17 protein-coding genes are annotated in these 19,699 nt (G+C 45.1%); 7 read left to right on the top strand and 10 right to left on the bottom strand.

Annotated features, from left to right (window positions below; genetic code table 11):
• Together R8N28_RS18485 and fabB are read right to left on the bottom strand one after the other, a co-directional pair.
• Positions 1 to 782 (bottom strand): 4-phosphoerythronate dehydrogenase (locus tag R8N28_RS18485; RefSeq protein ID WP_318183395.1); only part of this gene is annotated, 782 nt, incomplete at its 3' end.
• 340 nt (positions 783 to 1,122) lie between these two features.
• Positions 1,123 to 2,334, bottom strand: a complete 1,212-nt coding sequence (fabB, locus tag R8N28_RS18480; RefSeq protein WP_005380557.1) for a beta-ketoacyl-ACP synthase I — start codon at positions 2,332 to 2,334, stop codon at positions 1,123 to 1,125.
• 128 nt (positions 2,335 to 2,462) lie between these two features.
• Between fabB and mnmC the strand changes: the two genes are divergently transcribed.
• Positions 2,463 to 4,481, top strand: a complete 2,019-nt coding sequence (gene mnmC, locus R8N28_RS18475) for a bifunctional tRNA (5-methylaminomethyl-2-thiouridine)(34)-methyltransferase MnmD/FAD-dependent 5-carboxymethylaminomethyl-2-thiouridine(34) oxidoreductase MnmC (protein ID WP_065274737.1) — start codon at positions 2,463 to 2,465, stop codon at positions 4,479 to 4,481.
• Between the two features lie 76 nt (positions 4,482 to 4,557).
• Here mnmC and R8N28_RS18470 read toward each other — a convergent pair whose 3' ends face one another.
• From R8N28_RS18470 to R8N28_RS18460, 3 genes are all read right to left on the bottom strand, one after another.
• Positions 4,558 to 5,082, bottom strand: a complete 525-nt coding sequence (locus R8N28_RS18470) for an NADPH-dependent FMN reductase (protein ID WP_005380552.1) — start codon at positions 5,080 to 5,082, stop codon at positions 4,558 to 4,560.
• Positions 5,083 to 5,228: 146 nt separating this feature from the next.
• Positions 5,229 to 5,492 (bottom strand): YfcL family protein, encoded by a 264-nt coding sequence (locus R8N28_RS18465; protein WP_005380548.1) that lies wholly within the window; start codon positions 5,490 to 5,492, stop codon positions 5,229 to 5,231.
• 25 nt (positions 5,493 to 5,517) lie between these two features.
• Positions 5,518 to 6,048: an elongation factor P hydroxylase gene (locus R8N28_RS18460; RefSeq protein WP_005380546.1), complete on the bottom strand. Its 531-nt coding sequence runs from the start codon at positions 6,046 to 6,048 to the stop codon at positions 5,518 to 5,520.
• Between the two features lie 332 nt (positions 6,049 to 6,380).
• Between R8N28_RS18460 and R8N28_RS18455 the strand changes: the two genes are divergently transcribed.
• The gene (locus R8N28_RS18455) at positions 6,381 to 7,004 is read left to right on the top strand and encodes a trimeric intracellular cation channel family protein (RefSeq protein ID WP_065274738.1); all 624 of its coding nucleotides are present in this window, start codon (positions 6,381 to 6,383) and stop codon (positions 7,002 to 7,004) included.
• A gap of 223 nt (positions 7,005 to 7,227) precedes the next feature.
• On the opposite strand, the gene aroC is transcribed toward R8N28_RS18455, so the two are convergent.
• Complete coding sequence (gene aroC, locus R8N28_RS18450) at positions 7,228 to 8,313, bottom strand: chorismate synthase (RefSeq protein ID WP_033907375.1); 1,086 nt, start codon at positions 8,311 to 8,313, stop codon at positions 7,228 to 7,230.
• A gap of 180 nt (positions 8,314 to 8,493) precedes the next feature.
• On the bottom strand, positions 8,494 to 9,426 hold the full coding sequence (gene prmB, locus R8N28_RS18445) for a 50S ribosomal protein L3 N(5)-glutamine methyltransferase (protein WP_005380541.1): 933 nt from the start codon (positions 9,424 to 9,426) through the stop codon (positions 8,494 to 8,496).
• A gap of 62 nt (positions 9,427 to 9,488) precedes the next feature.
• Between prmB and smrB the strand changes: the two genes are divergently transcribed.
• Positions 9,489 to 10,019 (top strand): endonuclease SmrB, encoded by a 531-nt coding sequence (smrB, locus tag R8N28_RS18440; RefSeq protein ID WP_065274739.1) that lies wholly within the window; start codon positions 9,489 to 9,491, stop codon positions 10,017 to 10,019.
• 96 nt (positions 10,020 to 10,115) lie between these two features.
• Here the strand turns inward: smrB and sixA are convergent, their stop codons facing one another.
• On the bottom strand, positions 10,116 to 10,580 hold the full coding sequence (gene sixA, locus R8N28_RS18435) for a phosphohistidine phosphatase SixA (protein ID WP_005380537.1): 465 nt from the start codon (positions 10,578 to 10,580) through the stop codon (positions 10,116 to 10,118).
• A 374-nt stretch (positions 10,581 to 10,954) separates the two neighbouring features.
• Between sixA and R8N28_RS18430 the strand changes: the two genes are divergently transcribed.
• Both R8N28_RS18430 and R8N28_RS18425 read left to right on the top strand, forming a co-directional pair.
• A complete protein-coding gene (locus R8N28_RS18430; RefSeq protein ID WP_065274740.1) occupies positions 10,955 to 13,732 on the top strand; it encodes an insulinase family protein in 2,778 nt (925 codons plus the stop codon).
• 166 nt (positions 13,733 to 13,898) lie between these two features.
• On the top strand, positions 13,899 to 14,153 hold the full coding sequence (locus tag R8N28_RS18425; protein ID WP_065274741.1) for a CG2 omega domain protein: 255 nt from the start codon (positions 13,899 to 13,901) through the stop codon (positions 14,151 to 14,153).
• 62 nt (positions 14,154 to 14,215) lie between these two features.
• Here the strand turns inward: R8N28_RS18425 and fadJ are convergent, their stop codons facing one another.
• Both fadJ and fadI read right to left on the bottom strand, forming a co-directional pair.
• On the bottom strand, positions 14,216 to 16,327 hold the full coding sequence (gene fadJ, locus R8N28_RS18420; RefSeq protein ID WP_065274742.1) for a fatty acid oxidation complex subunit alpha FadJ: 2,112 nt from the start codon (positions 16,325 to 16,327) through the stop codon (positions 14,216 to 14,218).
• Positions 16,327 to 17,634: an acetyl-CoA C-acyltransferase FadI gene (fadI, locus tag R8N28_RS18415; RefSeq protein WP_065274743.1), complete on the bottom strand. Its 1,308-nt coding sequence runs from the start codon at positions 17,632 to 17,634 to the stop codon at positions 16,327 to 16,329. The genes fadJ and fadI overlap by 1 nt, the downstream gene beginning before the upstream one ends.
• Before the next feature lie 720 nt (positions 17,635 to 18,354).
• On the opposite strand from fadI, the gene R8N28_RS18410 reads away from it, so the two are divergent.
• A complete protein-coding gene (locus R8N28_RS18410) occupies positions 18,355 to 18,930 on the top strand; it encodes a sigma-70 family RNA polymerase sigma factor (protein ID WP_005380528.1) in 576 nt (191 codons plus the stop codon).
• A complete protein-coding gene (locus tag R8N28_RS18405; RefSeq protein WP_025767180.1) occupies positions 18,923 to 19,654 on the top strand; it encodes a DUF3379 domain-containing protein in 732 nt (243 codons plus the stop codon). Before R8N28_RS18410 ends, R8N28_RS18405 begins: the two co-directional genes overlap by 8 nt.
• The last annotated feature ends 45 nt before the right edge of the window (positions 19,655 to 19,699 follow it).

The following is a 19,699-nucleotide window of genomic DNA, read 5'->3' as shown; positions in this document are numbered from 1 at the left end:
AGACCATAGCCTGCAACGTGAGGGGTTGCGAATGCTAGCAGAGGCAGAAGCTCCATATCAACCTCTGGTTCAAATTCAAATACGTCAAGTGCCGCTGTAAAGCCATCGTTTTTCAAAAGACGTTGCTTCAAAGCAGCGTTGTCAACGATGGGACCTCGAGCCGCATTAATCAAAATTTGATCGCTGCGGAGACCATTTAATACCTTCTCATCAATCAAATGATGCGTTGGGTATGGGCCATCTTTGGTGATTGGCGTATGTAGTGTAATGATGTCTGAGCTTTCAATCAGTTCTGTCAATGGAGTAAAGCTACGAGGATCACCAGCCTCTTGTTTGAATGGGTCATTGATCAGAACTTTAATACCCATGCCTTTCAAACATTTCTCTAGGTAGCTACCTACTTGGCCTGCACCAATAATACCTACCGTCTTGTCAAATACCGAGAAACCTTGTTGCTGAGCGAGCACCATCATCACGCTGAACGCGTATTCCGCCACACCCACTTTGTTACACCCTGGCGCCGCAGTGAAGAAAATGCCTTTCTCTTTTAAGAGTGCTTGGTCAACATGATCCATGCCTGCCGTGGCCGTACCAACAAACTTCAGCTTGTTTGCTTTGCTGATCAGGTCAGCATTCACTTTGGTGACTGAGCGAATCATTAGGGCATCAACATCCACTAAATCATCAGCGGTCAGTGTACGACCTGGTTTTAGAATTACGTTACCGAGTTGGCTGAATAGTTCTTCAGCATACGGCATATTTTCATCAACAATAATTTTCATAGCGCCAGCGTTCTAACATCCATTTGTAAGAGTTCGTTTATTCGCAAGATGCGAAACTAAAGCGATTGTGCCCTTTTCCCGAAAAATCTCAAGATATAACACCAATAAACCTCAAGGAGGTAACTCCTATAGAATCGATTGACGGGAAGCCTAGAGAAAAGCAGAAACAGAGAAAAGAAAAAGCCCGGCTAAATAGCCGGGCAAAGTTCCAGAACAAAAGGATCCTATCCCGCTCTCCATGGGATAGAGTCTGCGTCTGTTCGATCAGTGTGACTGATCAAGCTCTGGAAACTGGATTGTTGGCGTTTACAGTACTCTCGCAAGGCGCCAACAAATTCAGTTAACCTTGGTACTTTTTAATAACCAAAGTTGCGTTTGTGCCGCCAAAGCCAAAGCTGTTTGACATTACGGTCGTTAGCTCTGCATCACGTGCTTCTGTCACGATGTCCAGACCTTGTGCTGCTTCGTCCAAGTTTGAAATATTGATGCTTGGAGCAATGAAGTTTTTGTCTAGCATAAGTGTTGAGTAAATTGCTTCGTGCACGCCCGCTGCGCCGAGTGCGTGGCCAGTCATTGCTTTTGTTGCAGAGATTGCAGGGCTGTTCTCACCAAACAATTGTTGGATAGCACCAAGCTCTTTCACGTCACCAACGGGTGTCGATGTGCCGTGCGTGTTGATGTAATCCACACCATCAACGTCTTGCATCGCCATCTTCATACAACGAATTGCGCCTTCACCTGATGGCGCTACCATGTCGTAGCCATCTGATGTCGCACCGTAACCTACGATTTCACCGTAGATTTTCGCACCACGTGCCAGTGCGTGCTCTAGTTCTTCAATAACCAGCATGCCGCCGCCGCCCGAGATAACAAAACCGTCACGGTCTGCATCGTATGTACGAGATGCTTTGTCTGGCGTGTCATTGTATTTGGTTGACAGTGCGCCCATCGCATCAAACATCATAGTTTGAGACCAATCTAGCTCTTCGCCGCCACCAGCAAAAACAATATCTTGTTTGCCTAGTTGAATAAGCTCCATAGCATGGCCGATACAGTGTGCAGATGTTGCACATGCAGAGCTCATTGAGTAGTTCACGCCACGAATCTTAAATGGCGTAGCAAGACAAGCAGAAACAGTAGAAGACATAGTACGAGGAACCATGTAAGGACCAACTCGCTTTACGCCTTTGGCGCGCATCGTGTCTGTCGCTACCGTTTGATTGTATGCAGAAGCACCGCCAGAACCTGCAACGATACCGGTACGATCGTTTGAAACCTGCTCTTCTGTAAGACCAGCGTCTGCGATTGCCTGCTCCATTGATAGGTATGCATAAGCAGCCGCATCACCCATAAAGCGCATCTGCTTACGGTCGATGTGTTCCGCCGGGTTGATTTTTAGGTCACCCCATACTTGCGAACGAAGACCGTGTTCTTTGAACTGCTCAGATGCAGTGATGCCAGATTTGCCCGCTTTAAGAGACGCTAGAACTTCTTCGACGTTGTTACCGATACTTGAAACAATACCCATACCGGTGATTACGACTCGTTTCATTATGACATTCCTATAATTCAAAAATCCGCTAGATGATAACTAAGATAGTCAACAAAAGTGGTCAGCTTTCCCATAAATTCGTACAATCGCCCCATTCTTACCGCGCCAAATCACAAATTTGCACCATTATGACTTCAATAAAAAACGCAGAACTTGGTTGGAACGAAGCTGGTACTCCGGTTTCAGACCAATTTGATGATGTTTACTTCTCTAACGTAAACGGTCTTGAAGAGACACGCTACGTTTTCTTAAAACAAAATCATCTCCCAGAAAGATGGCAGGAATTTGACCAAAGACGTTTTGTCATTGGTGAAACCGGATTTGGCACGGGATTAAACTTCTTAGCAGTATGCCAGTGGTTTAGTGAGTTTCGTCGTCAGCATCCGGACGCAACATTGAAAGAGCTGCATTTTATTAGCTTTGAAAAATACCCATTAAGCAAAGCCGATTTAAAGAAGGCGCATGAAGCTTGGCCTGAGCTAGCTGAATACGCGGAAAAGTTACAAAAGCACTATCCTGCCGCTGTGCCGGAGTGTCATCGCATTGTTTTAGAAGACGGCGCAATCACACTCGACCTTTGGTTTGGTGACATTAAAGACTGCATGCCGCAAGTTCCATACAACGAACAAGGTTTGATTGATGCTTGGTTCTTAGATGGATTCGCGCCAAGCAAAAACCCAGAAATGTGGAACCAAGGCCTGTTCAACAACATGGCAAAGCTAGCCAATCAAGATTGTACAGTTGCCACGTTTACCGCAGCAGGCTTTGTACGTCGTGGTTTGAACGAAGCTGGCTTTACAATGAAAAAGGTGAAAGGTTTCGGCACTAAGCGAGAAATGATCGCCGGCTCTATGGAGCAACGTGAAAAGCAGTCGAACCATCTCCCTTGGTTCAATCGCTCAGCATCTAGCAATCTTGATTCGATTGCCATCATTGGTGGTGGTATAGCTAGCGCGGCGTTAGCGAAAACGTTAGTTCGTCGTGGCCAAAACGTCACCCTTTACTGTAAAGACAAACAACCAGCCAAAGGAGCTTCAGGCAATCGACAAGGAGCCGTTTATCCACTGCTTAATGGCCCGCACACGGGTGTTTCACGAGTGTTTGCTCCTGCATTTTTGTTCGCACGTCAGTTTGTTGAACAAGCAGCACAAGAGATCGATTTTGATCATGACTGGTGTGGCGTGACTCAGTTGATGTGGGACGACAAATCCACAGACAAACTGGAGAAAATACTTACGGGTAACTTCACACCAGAGCTCATTCACAAGCTGTCCGCCGAGGAGACTGCGAACACTATCGGGTTACCTATTGATATGGCATCTGTGCACTACCCAATGGGAGGGTGGCTGTGCCCTGCCGAGTTAACTCGTGGGTTAATTAAACAATTGGAGCAGACGTCGTTACTCTCAACGAAGTTTGAACACCATGTTGAGGCATTAGATTGGGATGAAAAGCGTCAGCTCTGGCTACTAACGGCGAGTGGTCAAACATTTGAGCACTCAACGGTTGTGATTGCGAACGGCCATGAGTTCCAGACATTGAGTCAAACCGCTTCCCTACCAATGGGACAAGTGAAAGGACAAGTCAGTCATGCGCCAGCAACCGGAACGCTGAGTCAGCTGAAAACGGTGTTGTGTTACGACGGTTACATGACACCTGTTAACCCAAGTAATCAACACTTGTGTATCGGTGCAAGCTACGACCGCAGTCACCTTGACTACGAATTTGATGAAAACGCCCAAAAAGATAATGCGGAAAAGCTAGTGAAATGTGTACCGAATCAAACATGGGCAAAAGAGGTAGATATCACTGGTAATCAATCTCGCCAAGGTATTCGTTGTGTTAGCCGAGATCACTTACCATTTGTCGGAAATGTGGGTGACTTTGAGACGATCAAAACGCAATACGCCAACTTACAAAATCAAAAAGAAGAAGAGGTAGAAACCATTCATCAGTACCCTAACCTATTCTGCTTCTTAGGTTTAGGATCTCGTGGACTGAGCTCTGCACCATTATTAGCTGAAGTGTTGGCCTCCCAGATCTGTGGGGACCCGCTGCCATTACCGGTTGATGTATTGACCGAACTTCACCCAAGTCGAATGTGGGTTCGTAAACTAAGAAAAGGCAAAGCCATTACCGAGCTGTAAGAGTATTCTCTCGTTTTAATTCCCGACACAGATACGTGTCGGGAATCGCTAACTCACTAAGTTGCTCGTACTGAGATTACTTCAGCAGTGCAACTGCCTGTTTCACTTGCTCTGCCACTTCTGGGTTTACAACCTTACCCGATTCCACGTCAAAATTTTCGTAGAAGCTCGGCACAGATAACGATGCCTTTACATCCGCGCCAAAAAATTGAGCAGAACCTGTCGCCGCCGCAAGAACACTTTGTGCACCACCGGGACCTGGGGAAGTTGCTAAATAAACGACAGGTTTGTTTTGAAATACATTACGCTCAATGCGCGTCGCCCAATCGAACAAGTTTTTATAGGCCGCTGGGTACGAACCGTTATGCTCTGCGAAGGAAACAACGAGAGCGTCAGCCTCCGCCAAGTCACGTAAAAACGCGACAGCCCCTTCAGCTTGACCAATTTCTTTCTCTTTGTCCTCGCTAAACATTGGCGCTTGATAATCGTTTAAGTCTAGAACATTCACTTGAGCGCCTTCGACTTGGTTTGCTGCGTATGTAGCAAGTAGTTTGTTGATTGAGGTAGAGCTGGTAGATGCACCAAATGCGACAATTTTCATGGTTGTAATCCTTTGTTCACGTTTTATGCTGATCAGAATAAAAGTTGAACTGTTTCGCTACAACCACAAAAATTTTATGGAGAGGTTCGAATTTTTCGAAGTAGTAAATGACTAGGATTAAATAAAGGGAGAACGCTGCTTGGGGATTAAGCCTGAGCCTGGAGCTCTTGCCACAAATCACTGACAATCACGCGATCGGCCGGGCTTAACTCGGTACGCGCATCTTCTAAGCTGCTCTCAATGCGTGACTTCAGCTCAGTAATATCGCTAATCCCTTCTTCTTCACAAGACGCCGCGGATAAAGAGATGTGACCACGTAAATAACCACCAGCAAACAATTCATCGTCAGATGCTGTTTCAATTCGAGCATCAATCAGTTCCAGTAGTTTTTCTTCAAATTCAATAATCATGGTGTATCTCTGAGGTTATTAGTGGTTATTTAACGCAAAAGTCCGACGCTTCCAGTGGCTTAGTTTGATAAAATGCGCGCAGGGCATCAGAAAGCATTTTCACTCGCAAAGGCAAGCCAACGTCCAAAATACCTAGCACTTCTTTATGCACTTTTTTCATAAAGCCGAGCCTATCTGGTTCAAAATCGCCGTGTAGATTGTCACAACTCACCGTAAAAGGGAAGCCAGCGCTTTGTGCCAGAATCCATTCATAAGCTTGAGGTCGCACTTCAACTTTCTCAAACTCCGCTTGAACTTCTGCTGTTCGCCCATCGGGTTCATACCAATAGCCAAAATCTTCCAGCAAACGACGCTCTGGACCAGCCACACACCAATGCGAAATCTCGTGTAAAGCAGAGGCGTAAAAACCCCGAGCAAAAATAATCCGATGATGAGGGTGTTCATCATCAGCAGGAAGATAAATAGGCTCATCACCACCTAACTCTAATTTCGTATTAAATTGTTCTAAAAAGGTGTCATTAAAAATGGTGATTAAGTCTTGGTATTCGTGGGTCATCGTCGAGTTTGTACTTCAGTTTGACATGCGCTGCATATTGTCGCTGTTTTTAGCTATGAGGTAAAGGCAACCCCACATTTTTGGTTATTAGTTGAATTTATCTGAACATCGCTTTCTCCATACAATTTCTCATTCGTCAGCGTACTTATTTACCACTACACTCTCGCCTTATTTTGATGCCGTTCAAACCGCTATTTTTAAGCCGTTTGATTACAAGCATGTTGCTGGTTTTAATCACTTTTTAAGAGAGATAGAACCGTTTGTAAGTGTTGTTACTTCGCCTACGCTGATTCTCGTAGAACGTAGTGACTTTTTACGTTGAGTGTTTCCCTATGTTGCTAAGTGTGTTGTATATCATTGGTATCACGGCTGAAGCCATGACAGGTGCGTTAAGTGCTGGTAGAAGAAAGATGGACTGGTTTGGTGTTATGTTGGTGGCCAGCGCAACGGCCATTGGTGGTGGCACCGTACGTGACATTCTATTAGGCCACTACCCTCTTGGTTGGGTAAAAAACCCAGAGTTCCTTGCAATTACGTGTGTTGCAGGTGTGCTAACAACAGGTTTAGCGAAATGGGTGATTAAGCTGAAAGGTCTGTTCATTCGCCTCGATGCACTAGGTTTAATCGTGTTTAGTATCATCGGAACAAAAATTGCGATGGGCATGGGCTTGCACCCTGGTATTTGTATGGTTTCAGCGTTAGTAACTGGTGTATTCGGTGGGCTACTGCGTGACTTAATCTGTCGCCAAACACCATTGGTACTGCATGAAGAGCTTTACGCTTCTGTCGCTCTTATCGCATCAGGAATGTACTTAGCGCTATTAGAATTCAATGTTCCCGAAGTCACTGCCACTATTATTACACTGGTTACTGGTTACATGTTGCGTATGGCTGCGGTACGCTTTAAGTGGCGTCTGCCTTCTTTCCATTTGGAAACCGAAGGCTCGATTCATTAAGCAAAAACTACTTAAACAAAAAAGGTTGCCTGATAAAATTGTGCCACCCGCGATTCAGTGAGTGGCATAATTTTATATTCAGTCATCCTGAACAGCGACGAAGGAGCATGATTCAGGATCTATTATCCGAGCACTCTGTTGTCAGAGATGTTTCTTTCTCTTTTCATCGTGCTGAAATTAGATTCCTAGTCTCGCTATAGCTCGTTGGAATGACACAAAGCTCTTAAATCTTCGGTGTTTCAGTTGTTACGCCATGGTTTTGACCACGGTGGCGTAGTAAATGATCCATCACCACAATTGCCAGCATCGCTTCTGCGATAGGCACAGCACGAATACCCACACATGGGTCATGACGACCTTTGGTGATCAACTGAGTTGGTTCACCTTCTTTTGTGATGGTCTCACCCGGCACAGTGATACTTGATGTTGGCTTAAGCGCAATGTTTGCGACAATGTCTTGACCAGTCGAGATACCACCAAGAATGCCACCCGCATGATTACTACCAAAACCTTCAGGAGCAAGCGTATCACGGTGCTGACTGCCTTTTTGGTTTACCACCTCGAAACCGTCTCCGATTTCTACGCCTTTCACCGCGTTGATGCTCATTAGTGCGTGCGCGATGTCTGCATCCAGACGGTCAAATACGGGTTCCCCGAGGCCAACAGGCACGTTAGTTGCCACAACCTGGATTTTTGCGCCAATAGAGTCGCCTTCTTTTTTCAGGTCACGGATAAGTTGGTCAAATGCTTCTACTTTGTCAGCATCAGGGCAGAAGAATGCATTGTTCTCGATTTCGCTCCAATCTACCTTGTCGATAGATACATCACCCATTTGTGACAAGTAAGCACGAATCTCAACACCAAACTCATCTTTTAAGTATTTCTTCGCGATTGCACCAGCCGCCACACGCATTGCGGTTTCACGAGCTGAAGAACGGCCGCCACCGCGATAGTCGCGGATGCCGTATTTTTGGTGGTAAGTGTAATCAGCATGACCCGGTCTGAACTTATCTTTGATGTCAGAGTAGTCTTTTGAGCGCTGATCGGTGTTTTCAATTAGCAAACCGATCGATGTGCCCGTGGTTTTGCCTTCAAAAACGCCAGAAAGAATTTTAACTTCATCCGGTTCACGACGTTGTGTGGTGTAACGTGATGTGCCTGGACGACGGCGGTCGAGATCGATTTGTAGATCTGCTTCTGTAATTTCCAACCCCGGAGGACATCCGTCTACGATACATCCCAGTGCGATACCGTGACTTTCCCCGAATGTCGTCACTCGGAAATGTTGTCCGATACTGTTTCCTGCCATTACTTCCTCAAGTTTTTATCGCCACGCTCTCTCAAAACAGAGCATAGCTGCTTTCCAATTCTTCGTGGATTCATAGTGGCTTTATTACGTTTTGATGTAAAGAGTTAATATCGGCGAGGTATGCATAAAAAAAACACCGAGCATAAAGCTCGGTGTTTTGATGTTTAGTGCAAGACTCTATTAGTCTTTGTACAGTTTAAACTCTTCTGCACACTCAACCAGCTGGTCACGCGTTAGCATAAATACGCCATGACCGCCGTTCTCGAACTCAATCCAAGTAAATGGAATCTCTGGATACTGTTCCATCATATGAATCATTGAGTTTCCGACTTCACAAATAAGAATGCCGTTATCTGTTAGATAATCTGGCGCGTTAGCAAGAATACGACGCACTAGTTTTAGACCATCCGTACCCGCAGCTAAACCAAGCTCAGGCTCATGCGTGAACTCATCTGGCAGGCTGTTCATGTCTTCTTCATCCACATATGGTGGGTTGGACACGATTAGATTGTATTTCTCTTTTGGAAGATCACGGAACAAATCAGAGCGAATTGGGAACACTTGCTGCTCCATGCCGTGATCTTGTACGTTTTGCTCAGCCACTTGTAGAGCATCTGTAGAGATGTCGATAGCATCCACTTCTGCTTCAGGGAAAGCGTGCGCACAAGCAATCGCGATACAACCAGAACCCGTACATAGGTCCATGATGCGCGTAGGCTCTTCCACCAACCAAGGTTGGAATTCCGCTTGAATCAATTCGCCGATAGGAGAACGTGGCACAAGTACACGCTCATCAACGAAGAACTCAAGACCGCAGAACCATGCTTTGTTGGTTAGGTATGCTGTTGGCGTACGCTCGTTGATGCGTTTTACTACGCGCTCAACAATACGCAGACGCTCGCTTGTCGTTAGGCGAGAGTTCAATACGTGCGGAGGCACATCAATCGGCAAGTATAAGGTTGGCAGGATAAGCTGAACTGCTTCATCCCACGCATTATCAGTACCATGACCGTAAAACAGGTTCGCTGCATTAAAGCGGCTTACCGTCCAACGAATCATATCTTGAAGGGTATGCAGCTCCGATACCGCTTCTTCTACAAAAATCTTATCCAAAATTGCCTCCGAAAAGCGCTACAATACTGCCAATAAAGTTTATTAATGAAATTGTTTACCTAATGAGCCAAAAAGACACCGAGAACGATGACGATTTCGCCTTGTTTCAGGAAGCAGTACAGGGCGTAAAAAAGTTGCGACAGGATACCATAATCCAGCAACCAAAAAAAAATACTAAGCAAAAAGAAATCAAGCGCTCCAACCGTGAAGCGAGTGACTCTGAATTTTACTTTTCAGACGAGTTTGTCCCTCTATTAAACGATGAAGGTCCAACTCGTTATGCACGTGACGACGTCTCCACTTATGAAGTCAAACGTCTACGTCGTGGCGTGTATGTACCGGACGTGTTCCTCGATATGCACGGCATGACACAGCAAGAAGCAAAACGCGAGCTTGGTGCGATGATAGCCTATTGCATCAAAAACGAGATTCATTGCGCGTGTGTGCAACATGGTATTGGGAAACACATCCTGAAACAGAAAGCCCCACTTTGGTTAGCACAGCATCCTGACGTTATGGCTTTTCACCAAGCGCCACTAGAATTTGGTGGTGATGGTGCGTTGTTAGTGTTGCTTTCAATTCCTGAAAAGTAACAAGCTTGCTGTAGACACGACGAAACGAAAAGGCAGGGATCTCCTGCCTTTCTTATTCTGTCTCTAATTTGCAAACGCTTATTTTGGTTTAGACACTTATGGCGTAATATGCCATAGCACTTCACCATTTTGTGTTTGTAAATCATATTCAATGCACACTAGGCCTGATGTAGGAAACATCGGAGGTGTCATGTCTTTTACAAACTCTGAAGTCAGATAACCGACCAAAGGCAAATGCGATACGAACAAAAGCGAGTCCAATTGTTCGACTTCGATTAACGCACTTGCGAAATCGAAGACATGCTCGGACTGGCCATAAGGTGTAATATCTTCACAAGTTTCAATGCTTTTTGCAGAGAAATACGCACTGATCTCTTGCCAAGTTTGTTGAGCTCTAATGTACGGACTCACCAACACTTTATCGAATTGCGCAAAACCCTGTTCTTTACAGGCTCTAGCAACCGCTTCTGATTCGACTCTGCCTCTTGGGGTCAATTGTCGTGCTGCGTCTGAATCTGCAAAATGCTCGGCTTCACCGTGACGCATGATGAATATTTTCATGTTATTTCCTAGGGATAGCTAACGCTACCAAAAGGTTGACTGCTATCTTTATTAGATAGACGGGGCTAACTTTAACAATGACGAAACAAAAATACTGATATAATTATCTGTTCATTATACCAATTCGCTTGTTAAAGATAGCGACTTTCTTAACAATCTATTAAAAGAATGTACTCAGCTCATCACACTATTTAACTGTGCAATGAGTTCAGAGCATTCACTCAAACAGTTCTTCCCCATACGCAAACGCGATGGGCCTGTGCAGAAGTCTACGAATAACAAAAATACGGCAAGCAGTATTTGTCGAAACGCAAACTTTGCGCCCCCCGCGAGGGGAGCCTACATTACTGTAATGCGAAATCTGGAGACGCATCGTGCATCTAAGTCCTAACGATTCAAATCAATACCGCTACATTACCTTGAGCAATGAACTGCGTGTACTGCTGATTCATTCCGATACAGCTCAACAGTCGGCAGCTGCTCTGGCAGTGAACGTTGGACACTTCGACGACCCAAACGATCGCCAAGGTCTGGCACACTATTTAGAACACATGCTTTTTTTGGGTACGGAAAAATACCCTAAAGTGGGCGAGTTTCAAAGCTATATTAGCCAACACGGTGGAACAAACAACGCTTGGACTGGTACAGAGCACACTTGTTTCTTTTTCAATATTGCTCCAAATGCCTTTGAAAGTGCCTTAGATCGATTTAGCCAATTTTTTACCGCACCTTTGTTTAACGAAGAAGCATTAGACAAAGAACGCCAGGCTGTCGACTCCGAATACAAGCTCAAACTCAATGATGATTCTCGTCGCCTGTATCAAGTTAACAAAGAAGTCATCAATCCAGAGCACCCGTTTTCAAAATTCTCTGTCGGAAACTTAGATACTCTTGGCGACCGAGATGGTAAATCCATCCGCGACGAAATTGTGGAGTTTCACCACTCTCAGTATTCCGCCGATTTGATGACACTGACTCTATTTGGGCCACAGCCGCTCGATGAACAGCAAGCTTGGGTAGAAGCCATGTTTGCCGACATCCCAAATCACCATCTTCGTGGAAAATCGATTGATGTACCGATCGGCAATGAGGAAAGCACGGGCATTTTGGTTCAAGTCGAGCCGCTCAAAGAGTTCCGTAAACTGATTCTCACATTCCCCATGCCGGGAATGGATGCGCATTATAGCGTGAAGCCACTCTCCTACTTTGCTCACCTGTTGGGTTATGAAGGAGAAGGCAGTTTGATGCTTCAACTCAAAGAAAAAGGCTGGATTACCTCTCTCTCAGCGGGCGGCGGCGCGAGTGGCAGTAACTACCGAGACTTTACCGTAAGCTGCACCCTGACGCCAAACGGCTTAGATCATGTTGATGATATCGTTCAAGCGGTTTTTCAATACCTCTCGATGATCAAACAAGACGGGTTAGATGAATGGCGCTATCTCGAAAAACAAGCGGTATTAGAATCGGCTTTCCGCTTCCAAGAGCCATCGCGCCCAATGGATCTCGTCAGCCATCTGGTGATCAACATGCAGCACTATCAACCGGAAGACACGGTTTATGGTGACTACAAAATGGCGGGCTACGATGAGGAGTTACAGCGTTCATTGCTGCGATACTTAACCATCGATAATGTACGCGTCACTTTGATTGCTAAAGGCCTGGAATACAACCGTACTGCCGAATGGTACTTTACCCCGTACTCCGTCACACCTTTTAGTGAAGGCCAACGTCGTTTCTATCAACAAATCGACCCAAGCTGGCAATTCGTCTTACCGAAAAAGAACCCTTATATTTGCTACGACCTCGACCCCATGCCACTCGAAAATGGTGATTCGCTGCCAGAGTTGATTGAGGATCTCGAAGGGTTTCGGCTGTGGCATTTGCAAGATGACGAATTTCGCGTGCCTAAAGGTGTCGTTTATGTCGCTATCGACAGCTCTCATGCCGTTGCATCACCAAAGAACATCGTCAAAACGCGCTTATGTGTAGAGATGTTCCTCGATTCGCTAGCAAAAGAAACCTATCAAGCAGAAATCGCAGGGATGGGTTACAACATGTACGCTCACCAAGGTGGCGTGACCTTAACCCTCTCAGGGTTCAGTCAAAAGCTGCCTCAGTTGCTAGAAATGATTCTGCACCGTTTTGCTTCTCGAGATTTCAGCCCTGCTCGCTTTGAAACCATCAAACAACAACTGTTACGAAACTGGAGAAATGCTTCACAAGATCGCCCTATTTCGCAGCTGTTTAACGCACTTACTGGGTTACTTCAACCCAATAACCCGCCTTTCGCAACCTTAGTCAAAGCGCTAGAAGAAATCGAAGTCGATGAACTCTCGGTATTCGTAGAATCCATTCTTGCAGAACTGCACGTTGAAATGTTTGTTTACGGAGACTGGCAACGCCAGCAAGCCCATGACATGGCAACGACCTTAAAGGATGCTCTAAGAGTTAACGAGCAACGTTATGAAGAGGCACTTCGTCCTCTCATTATGCTAGGTAAAAATGGCAGTTTTCAACGTGAGGTGCATTGTAATCAGCAAGATTCCGCGGTCGTTATTTACCACCAGTGCGAGGATATTGAGCCTCGTAGTATCGCGCTATACTCATTGGCCAATCACCTTATGTCGGCAACGTTTTTCCACGAAATCCGTACCAAGCAGCAATTAGGTTACATGGTAGGCACTGGCAATATGCCGCTAAATCGTCACCCTGGTATTGTACTGTATGTGCAGTCACCTAATGCAGCACCTGCCGAGCTGGTTACCTCAATCGATGAGTTTTTAAATGCCTTTTATATGGTGCTGTTAGAGTTAAACGATTACCAATGGCACAGCAGTAAGCGCGGCTTGTGGAACCAAATAGCAACGCCGGACACCACACTTCGAGGACGGGCTCAACGTCTTTGGGTTGCGATAGGAAATAAGGACACTGAGTTTAACCAACGTGACAAGGTACTGGCGGAGTTGAAGAAGCTGACGCGCGCAGACATGATTCGCTTCGTTGTGAACGAATTGAAACCTCGTACTGCAAATCGTTTGATCATGCACTCTCAAGGTCAAGCGCATTCGGAGGCTCCGCGCATCCATCTAGGACAAGAAATAGGATCGATTGAAGAGTTCCAACTTCGGCCAAAAGATTGCGGCTTGGGGTGATCTAGTTGCGCAGAAATAAAATTGTCGATTACTAGAATGTACCTACAAACCCATGAGGTTGTCGGTCTCATAGATTGAATCGGCACCATAATTGGCAGAAAATTGAAATTACGCCATTGCGGCTTATCTCTAATTACCGCACTAAAAATAACTTAATGAGGTAATCATGAAAAAAGCACTTTTACTTGTGGCTCTTATACTGCCATTGGCATCTGCTTACGCTGAAATCTCAGTCAAAGGCGATGGCTTCGAATTAAGTGACGACTGTGTGCGCCTTAGCGGAGACAATGTATCCATCAAATCAGATGATTGCTCTTCAAAGCAGTGGAATGATAAAGACAAAAAAGGTAACAGCAGCGTTCACGGGGACGACAACCCAGGTAAAGGCCACAATAAAGATAAGAAAGACAAGAAGAAGTAACCATTTCTTCTTTATGAAAAAGGCTTGCCACTGGCAAGCCTTTTTCTCTACCGAAGCAACGTTTAATAGAACGTTGTCCCTTCACCAGCTCGAGTAAGCAAACCATCACATGGCGCGTAACGATCGCCATACTTCGATGCAAACTCATTCATTTTCTCTACGAGCTCTTTAATGCCAAATTGGTCCATGTAACGGAACGGACCACCCAAGAACGGTGGGAAACCAATACCAAATATCGCGCCAATATCACCGTCACGTGGCGAGCGAATGATGCCATCATCCAAACAACGTACCGCTTCATTCAACATTGGCAGCACACAGCGCAACGCAATATCGTTATCGCTTAGCTTAGATTCAGGGTCGAGCTTAAGCAGTTTGTAAATCGATTTGTCGACATCTTTCTTCTTGCCCTTGTAAGTGTAAAAGCCCTTACCACTCTTGCGTCCTTTACGTCCATCATTTAACAAGATATCAAACACATCCGGGCCTTTGAATCGGTCACCTAACTCATTAACCAGAATCGGCATAATTTTCGCGCCAATGTCGACACCGACTTCATCCAGTAAGGTAATCGGGCCGACAGGGAAACCAAAGTCAAGCAACGCCGTATCAATCTTTTCGATCGGTTCGTTAGCCAACAAAATATGCGCCGCTTCGTTCATGTATGGCGCAAGAATGCGGTTCACGTAAAAGCCCGCTTTGTCTTTCACTACGATCGGGGTTTTACCTTGCTTCTTAGCAAGTGCAACAACTGTTGAAACGGTTTCATCTGACGTCGTTTCATGCGGAATCACTTCCACCAAAGGCATTTTTTCTACTGGGCTGAAGTAATGCAAACCAACTACGTTTTCTGGACGCTCTGCTTTTTCTGCAATTTTGTGGATAGGCAACGAAGAAGTATTGGTCGCAAAGATAGTTTCTGTCTTAGCGTTTGCTTCAATGTCCGCCACCATTTTTTGCTTAAGATCTAAGTCTTCAAAAACCGCTTCAATTACGACATCAATATGATTAAAACTGGTAAAATCGACACCACCAGACAGTTGCAGCATTTTCGCTTGCAGATCGGCCTTGGATAGAATGCGACGTTTGCGCTGTTTCTCAAATAACTTGTAGTTGTAGTTGAGCGCATTTAAAACGCCATCGTTGCTAACGTCTTTGATGCGAACAGGTACTTTTGCTTTTGCAACAGACACATGGCTGATTCCGGCGCCCATCAGACCACCACCAAGCACACCAACTTTATGAACTGGTGCTGGTTTCGCATCCGTGCCATTTTCTTTCTTCATTTCTGTTGTGGCAAAGAAGATCGAACGGAGCGCTTTTGACTCTGAGCTCATCACAAGCTCACCGAAGCGCTTCGCTTCAAGTTCTTGACCTTTAGCGAAGCCTTTCTCTAAGCCATGTTGAATAACTTCTAGAATTGCAACCGTTGCTGGATAGTTACCGCGAGTTTTTTGATTCGTTTTCTTCGCAGCTTGCTCAAATACAAACTTGCGCCCTAGCCCGCTACCAGACATCACCTTTTCTTTCGTCGATAGCTTTTTCGTGCCCTTGTTTTTACCTTTGTCGATAAACTGTTTTGCTACGTCGAGCAAAATGGTGTCAGGCACACAGGCGTCCACAACGCCCAATTTTTTAGCTTTCTTCGCACGAAGTTGTTTACCCGTCAGGATCAAGTCCAACGACGGTAACAGGCCAATCAAACGTGGCAGACGCTGAGTACCACCAGAACCTGGCAATAAACCAAGTTGTACTTCTGGCAGACCTAAACGCGTTTTGTCAGAATCCGTACAAACACGATAATCACATGCAAGAGCCAGTTCTAAACCACCGCCCAAACATGGGCCATGAATAGCCGCAACGACAGGATAAGGTAAGTCCGATAGCTGCTGGAACAACTCCTGACCTTGCCTTGCTAAGGCTTCCGCTTCACTTGCTGTGGTGCATGCTTCTAGCATTCGAACATCAGCACCCGCAACAAAATTGTCCGGTTTTAGGGAGTGGATGATCATCCCTTTAATACCACTGGAGTCTTTTAGCTGAGCAAAAATTTCTTTCATTTCGTCAGCAAAAGCCGCCTGCAGCGTATTCATTTTTTCATTAGGAACATCAATTGCTAACCAAGCAATATTTTGCTCATCAACCTTTAGACTAAATGCTTTTTGCTCGCTCATTACTCAACCTCCAGAATCATTGCCGCACCAAGACCACCAGCAGCACATGCGGTATTCAATGCAATACCACCGCCACGGCGTTTTAGCTCTCGTAGGGTTTGCGTCATCATACGCGCACCAGTCGCAGCAAATGGGTGACCATAAGCAATTGATCCGCCAAGCACGTTGAACTTATCCATGTCAATTTCACCAATCGCTTTTGAGCGACCAAGGTTTTCTTGAGCAAACTTATCGGAAGCAAACATCTTCACATTCGCCAATGCTTGAGCAGCAAAGGCCTCGTGCATGTCGATCAACGTCAGGTCTGACAGTTCCAAGCCTGTATTTTCAAGCACTTTCGCTGTGGCATAAGTCGGCCCCATCAGCATGTCCTTTTCCACGCCGATAGCAGAGAATGCATAACCTCGGATGTAACCAAGAACCTCCATTCCGAGCTCTTTCGCTTTACCTTCTCGCATCAACATCACTGCCGCACCACCATCAGTCAATGGCGTACTGTTCGCAGCCGTAACACTGCCATACTGACGATCAAACGCAGGTCGCAATTTCGCGTATCCCTCAACCGTTGAGTCATGACGGATATTGTTGTCTTCCGAAATCCACTTTTTGTATGGTTCAGGGAAAGCCGTCATCACTTCATCTTGGATTTTTCCTTCTTTCCAAGCTTGAGAAGCCAGCGTATGAGAACGATGTGCAAGCGCATCCTGTTCTGCGCGAGAAATACCATGTGTTTTAGCCATTTGCTCTGCAGTTTGTCCCATGGATAAACCCGTAGAGTACTCTGCTACTGCTGGTGGCACTGGCATCAGGTCTTTAAAGCTCAAGTTTTTGAGGATACTAAGCTTCTGACCCATTGTTTTTGTCTTACTAAGAGCAAGCAGATTAGCGGCCAGTTTCTTTGATACGCCAATAGGCAGGACGGAAGAAGAGTCTGCACCGCCAGCAATACCAATATCGATGGTTCCCGCCATGATGCTTTCTGCGACATTAACCGCCGCTTGAAAACTCGTCGCACACGCTCGAGTCACACTGTATGCATCAGTATGGATGTTCATACCAGTGCCTAACACGATTTCTCGTGCGATGTTTGGCGCTTCAGGCATTTGTACTACTTGTCCAAATACCACTTGTTCGATTAGCTTCGGATCAATATCTGTTCGAGCAAGCATTTCGCTTACTACCATTTTCCCTAAATCGACCGCTGGCACTTGGCTAAATTCCGTGCTTTGACGAGCAAAGGGAGTTCGAAGCCCCGCGACAATAGCGACACGCTCACCATTGCGTGTTTTTACTTCCTGCTTGCCCATTGTTTCTCCTTAAATACAAGAGGTCTGACCTGATGCATTGTAATGAATTTGTTAAATTTATCAAACGTGCGTTTAAATAAACGTGAAGCAAGTAGTTCAATTACTCTACTTCTTTGATTCTTATGCGATTACTAATGGTTAACTATAGAGAGTTAAAACGGTAAGAGGTATACGGAAAGTAAAATCGAAGCAAAAAAAAACCACACATAACTGTGTGGTCGGAATATCTATAAAACAATTAACTTACGCCAATTGAAAAGTAATCAGTTTCCTGATTAGGAGAAAGTAAAGTCAGCCTTCAAAAGGAAGTGTCATCTTGCTCAACATGTTAGTCGCAATGACTAACGAGATGACAAGGTGTACTATAACCCCTTCACTGCTTGATATTTTGAAATAGATCAATTTTATAGTGATTTTACGAGTTTTAAGCTCACCTAAAGCGATTATTGATTCAAAACAATTCAAGAATCCACCATCAGAAGTCCCTTTTAATGCTCCATCGAGTGAACTTATCCAAGCCATTGATTACTAATGATGATATTGTTAACAATATATATCAATTCGTGTTCGATGATATCTGACATTTGCGTATACACTTTTAGGTAACCACATGGCTTATTGTGTCAAAGGGGTTGCATGACAAATCCTGCAACCAAAACCGCTAAGCGATGAAGCAAGTAAAGTCATGCTCAGAACAAATAAGAAACTCACAGAGCGAGGATGGAGGCTCCTGTGGCCATATTAAAAATGTTTGGAAAGAAAAATTCCAACAGTCCGGTCAACTCTGATATGGACAAGCAAAGAAAATACGAAGCGCTCGTCCGAGGGTATCATCGTGACTTGTACCGCTACGCATATTGGTTGTGCAAAGATAAAGCGGTCGCGGAAGATCTAGTTCAGGAAACCTGTCTTAGAGCTTGGAAGTCACTCGATAGCCTCCAAGACGAAAAAGCTGCCAAGTCTTGGCTCATCACAATATTGAGACGAGAAAATGCGCGCCGCTTCGAACGTAAACAATTTGATTTAGTTGATATCGATGATTACGGCAATGATGCTAAAGTCAGCGATGACTCACATCATCAGCAAGAATGGCTGCAGGCACAGATCATGAAGCTCGATGTTGAATATCGTGAGCCTTTATTTCTCCAAGTTGTTGGTGGTTTCAGTGGAGAAGAAATTGGTGACATTCTTGATTTAAATAAAAACACAGTGATGACTCGACTATTTCGCGCTCGTAATCAACTTAAAGAGATGTTGGATTCTCAAGATACCAAGAGAGGACAAAAGAATGGATGATTTAGAATTTCGTCGTCGTATTTTGTCGGATCCAAAACAAAAGGATGAAGAGATTCTGCAAGCTTTAGCTGGTAGCGACGCCAACAATAAGTTTGTTGATGACGTTTTGGATCTCGATGTAAAAATTAAACAAGCCATGAATGTGGATGTACCCGAAGATCTCGCAGATAAGATTTTATTTAGCCAGACGTCGAGTGCACTTGATGAAGAGAAGGTCGTAAGACCAAACTTTGTCCGCAAAGCAATGGCACTTGCCGCTTCTATTGCGTTCACCGCAGGGTTATTAGTTGGCCAAGTAAACTGGGGAAATGTTTTGGTGTCTCCAGCACAAGCCAGTTTAGCGGATACCGCGATGAAACACGTTATTCATGAAGAACCGTTTGTTCGTCATCTTGATGAGGATGTACCGAGCTCGCAAATTAATGCGAAAATGTCGCCATTTCATTACCAGTTTAGTGAAAACTTTCCATATCACGTTTACTACCTAAACCACTGCGGTTTTGGTGAATCCAATGCGGTGCATATGGTGTTCCAAGGTCCAAAAGGTAAAGTAACGTTATTTATTACTGGTATTCCAAGCGAACAAAGTACCGACTTTAATAAGGATGGCATGACCGGAATCGTTCAGCCCGTCGGGAGTTCAAGCCTGATTTTAGTCGGGGAAGAAGGTGAAAATATTGATGCGCTCGCTACGACTCTTGCATCAATGATTAAGCCGATGTAACAACTTCGACGATTTCCAGTCTTCAAAAGGTTAAATGCCGCTAAA

Source organism: Vibrio sp. Vb1554, from assembly GCF_033344235.1.
Note: the sequence above shows the minus strand (reverse complement) of the source record. Positions and strands in the feature narration are given on the sequence as shown.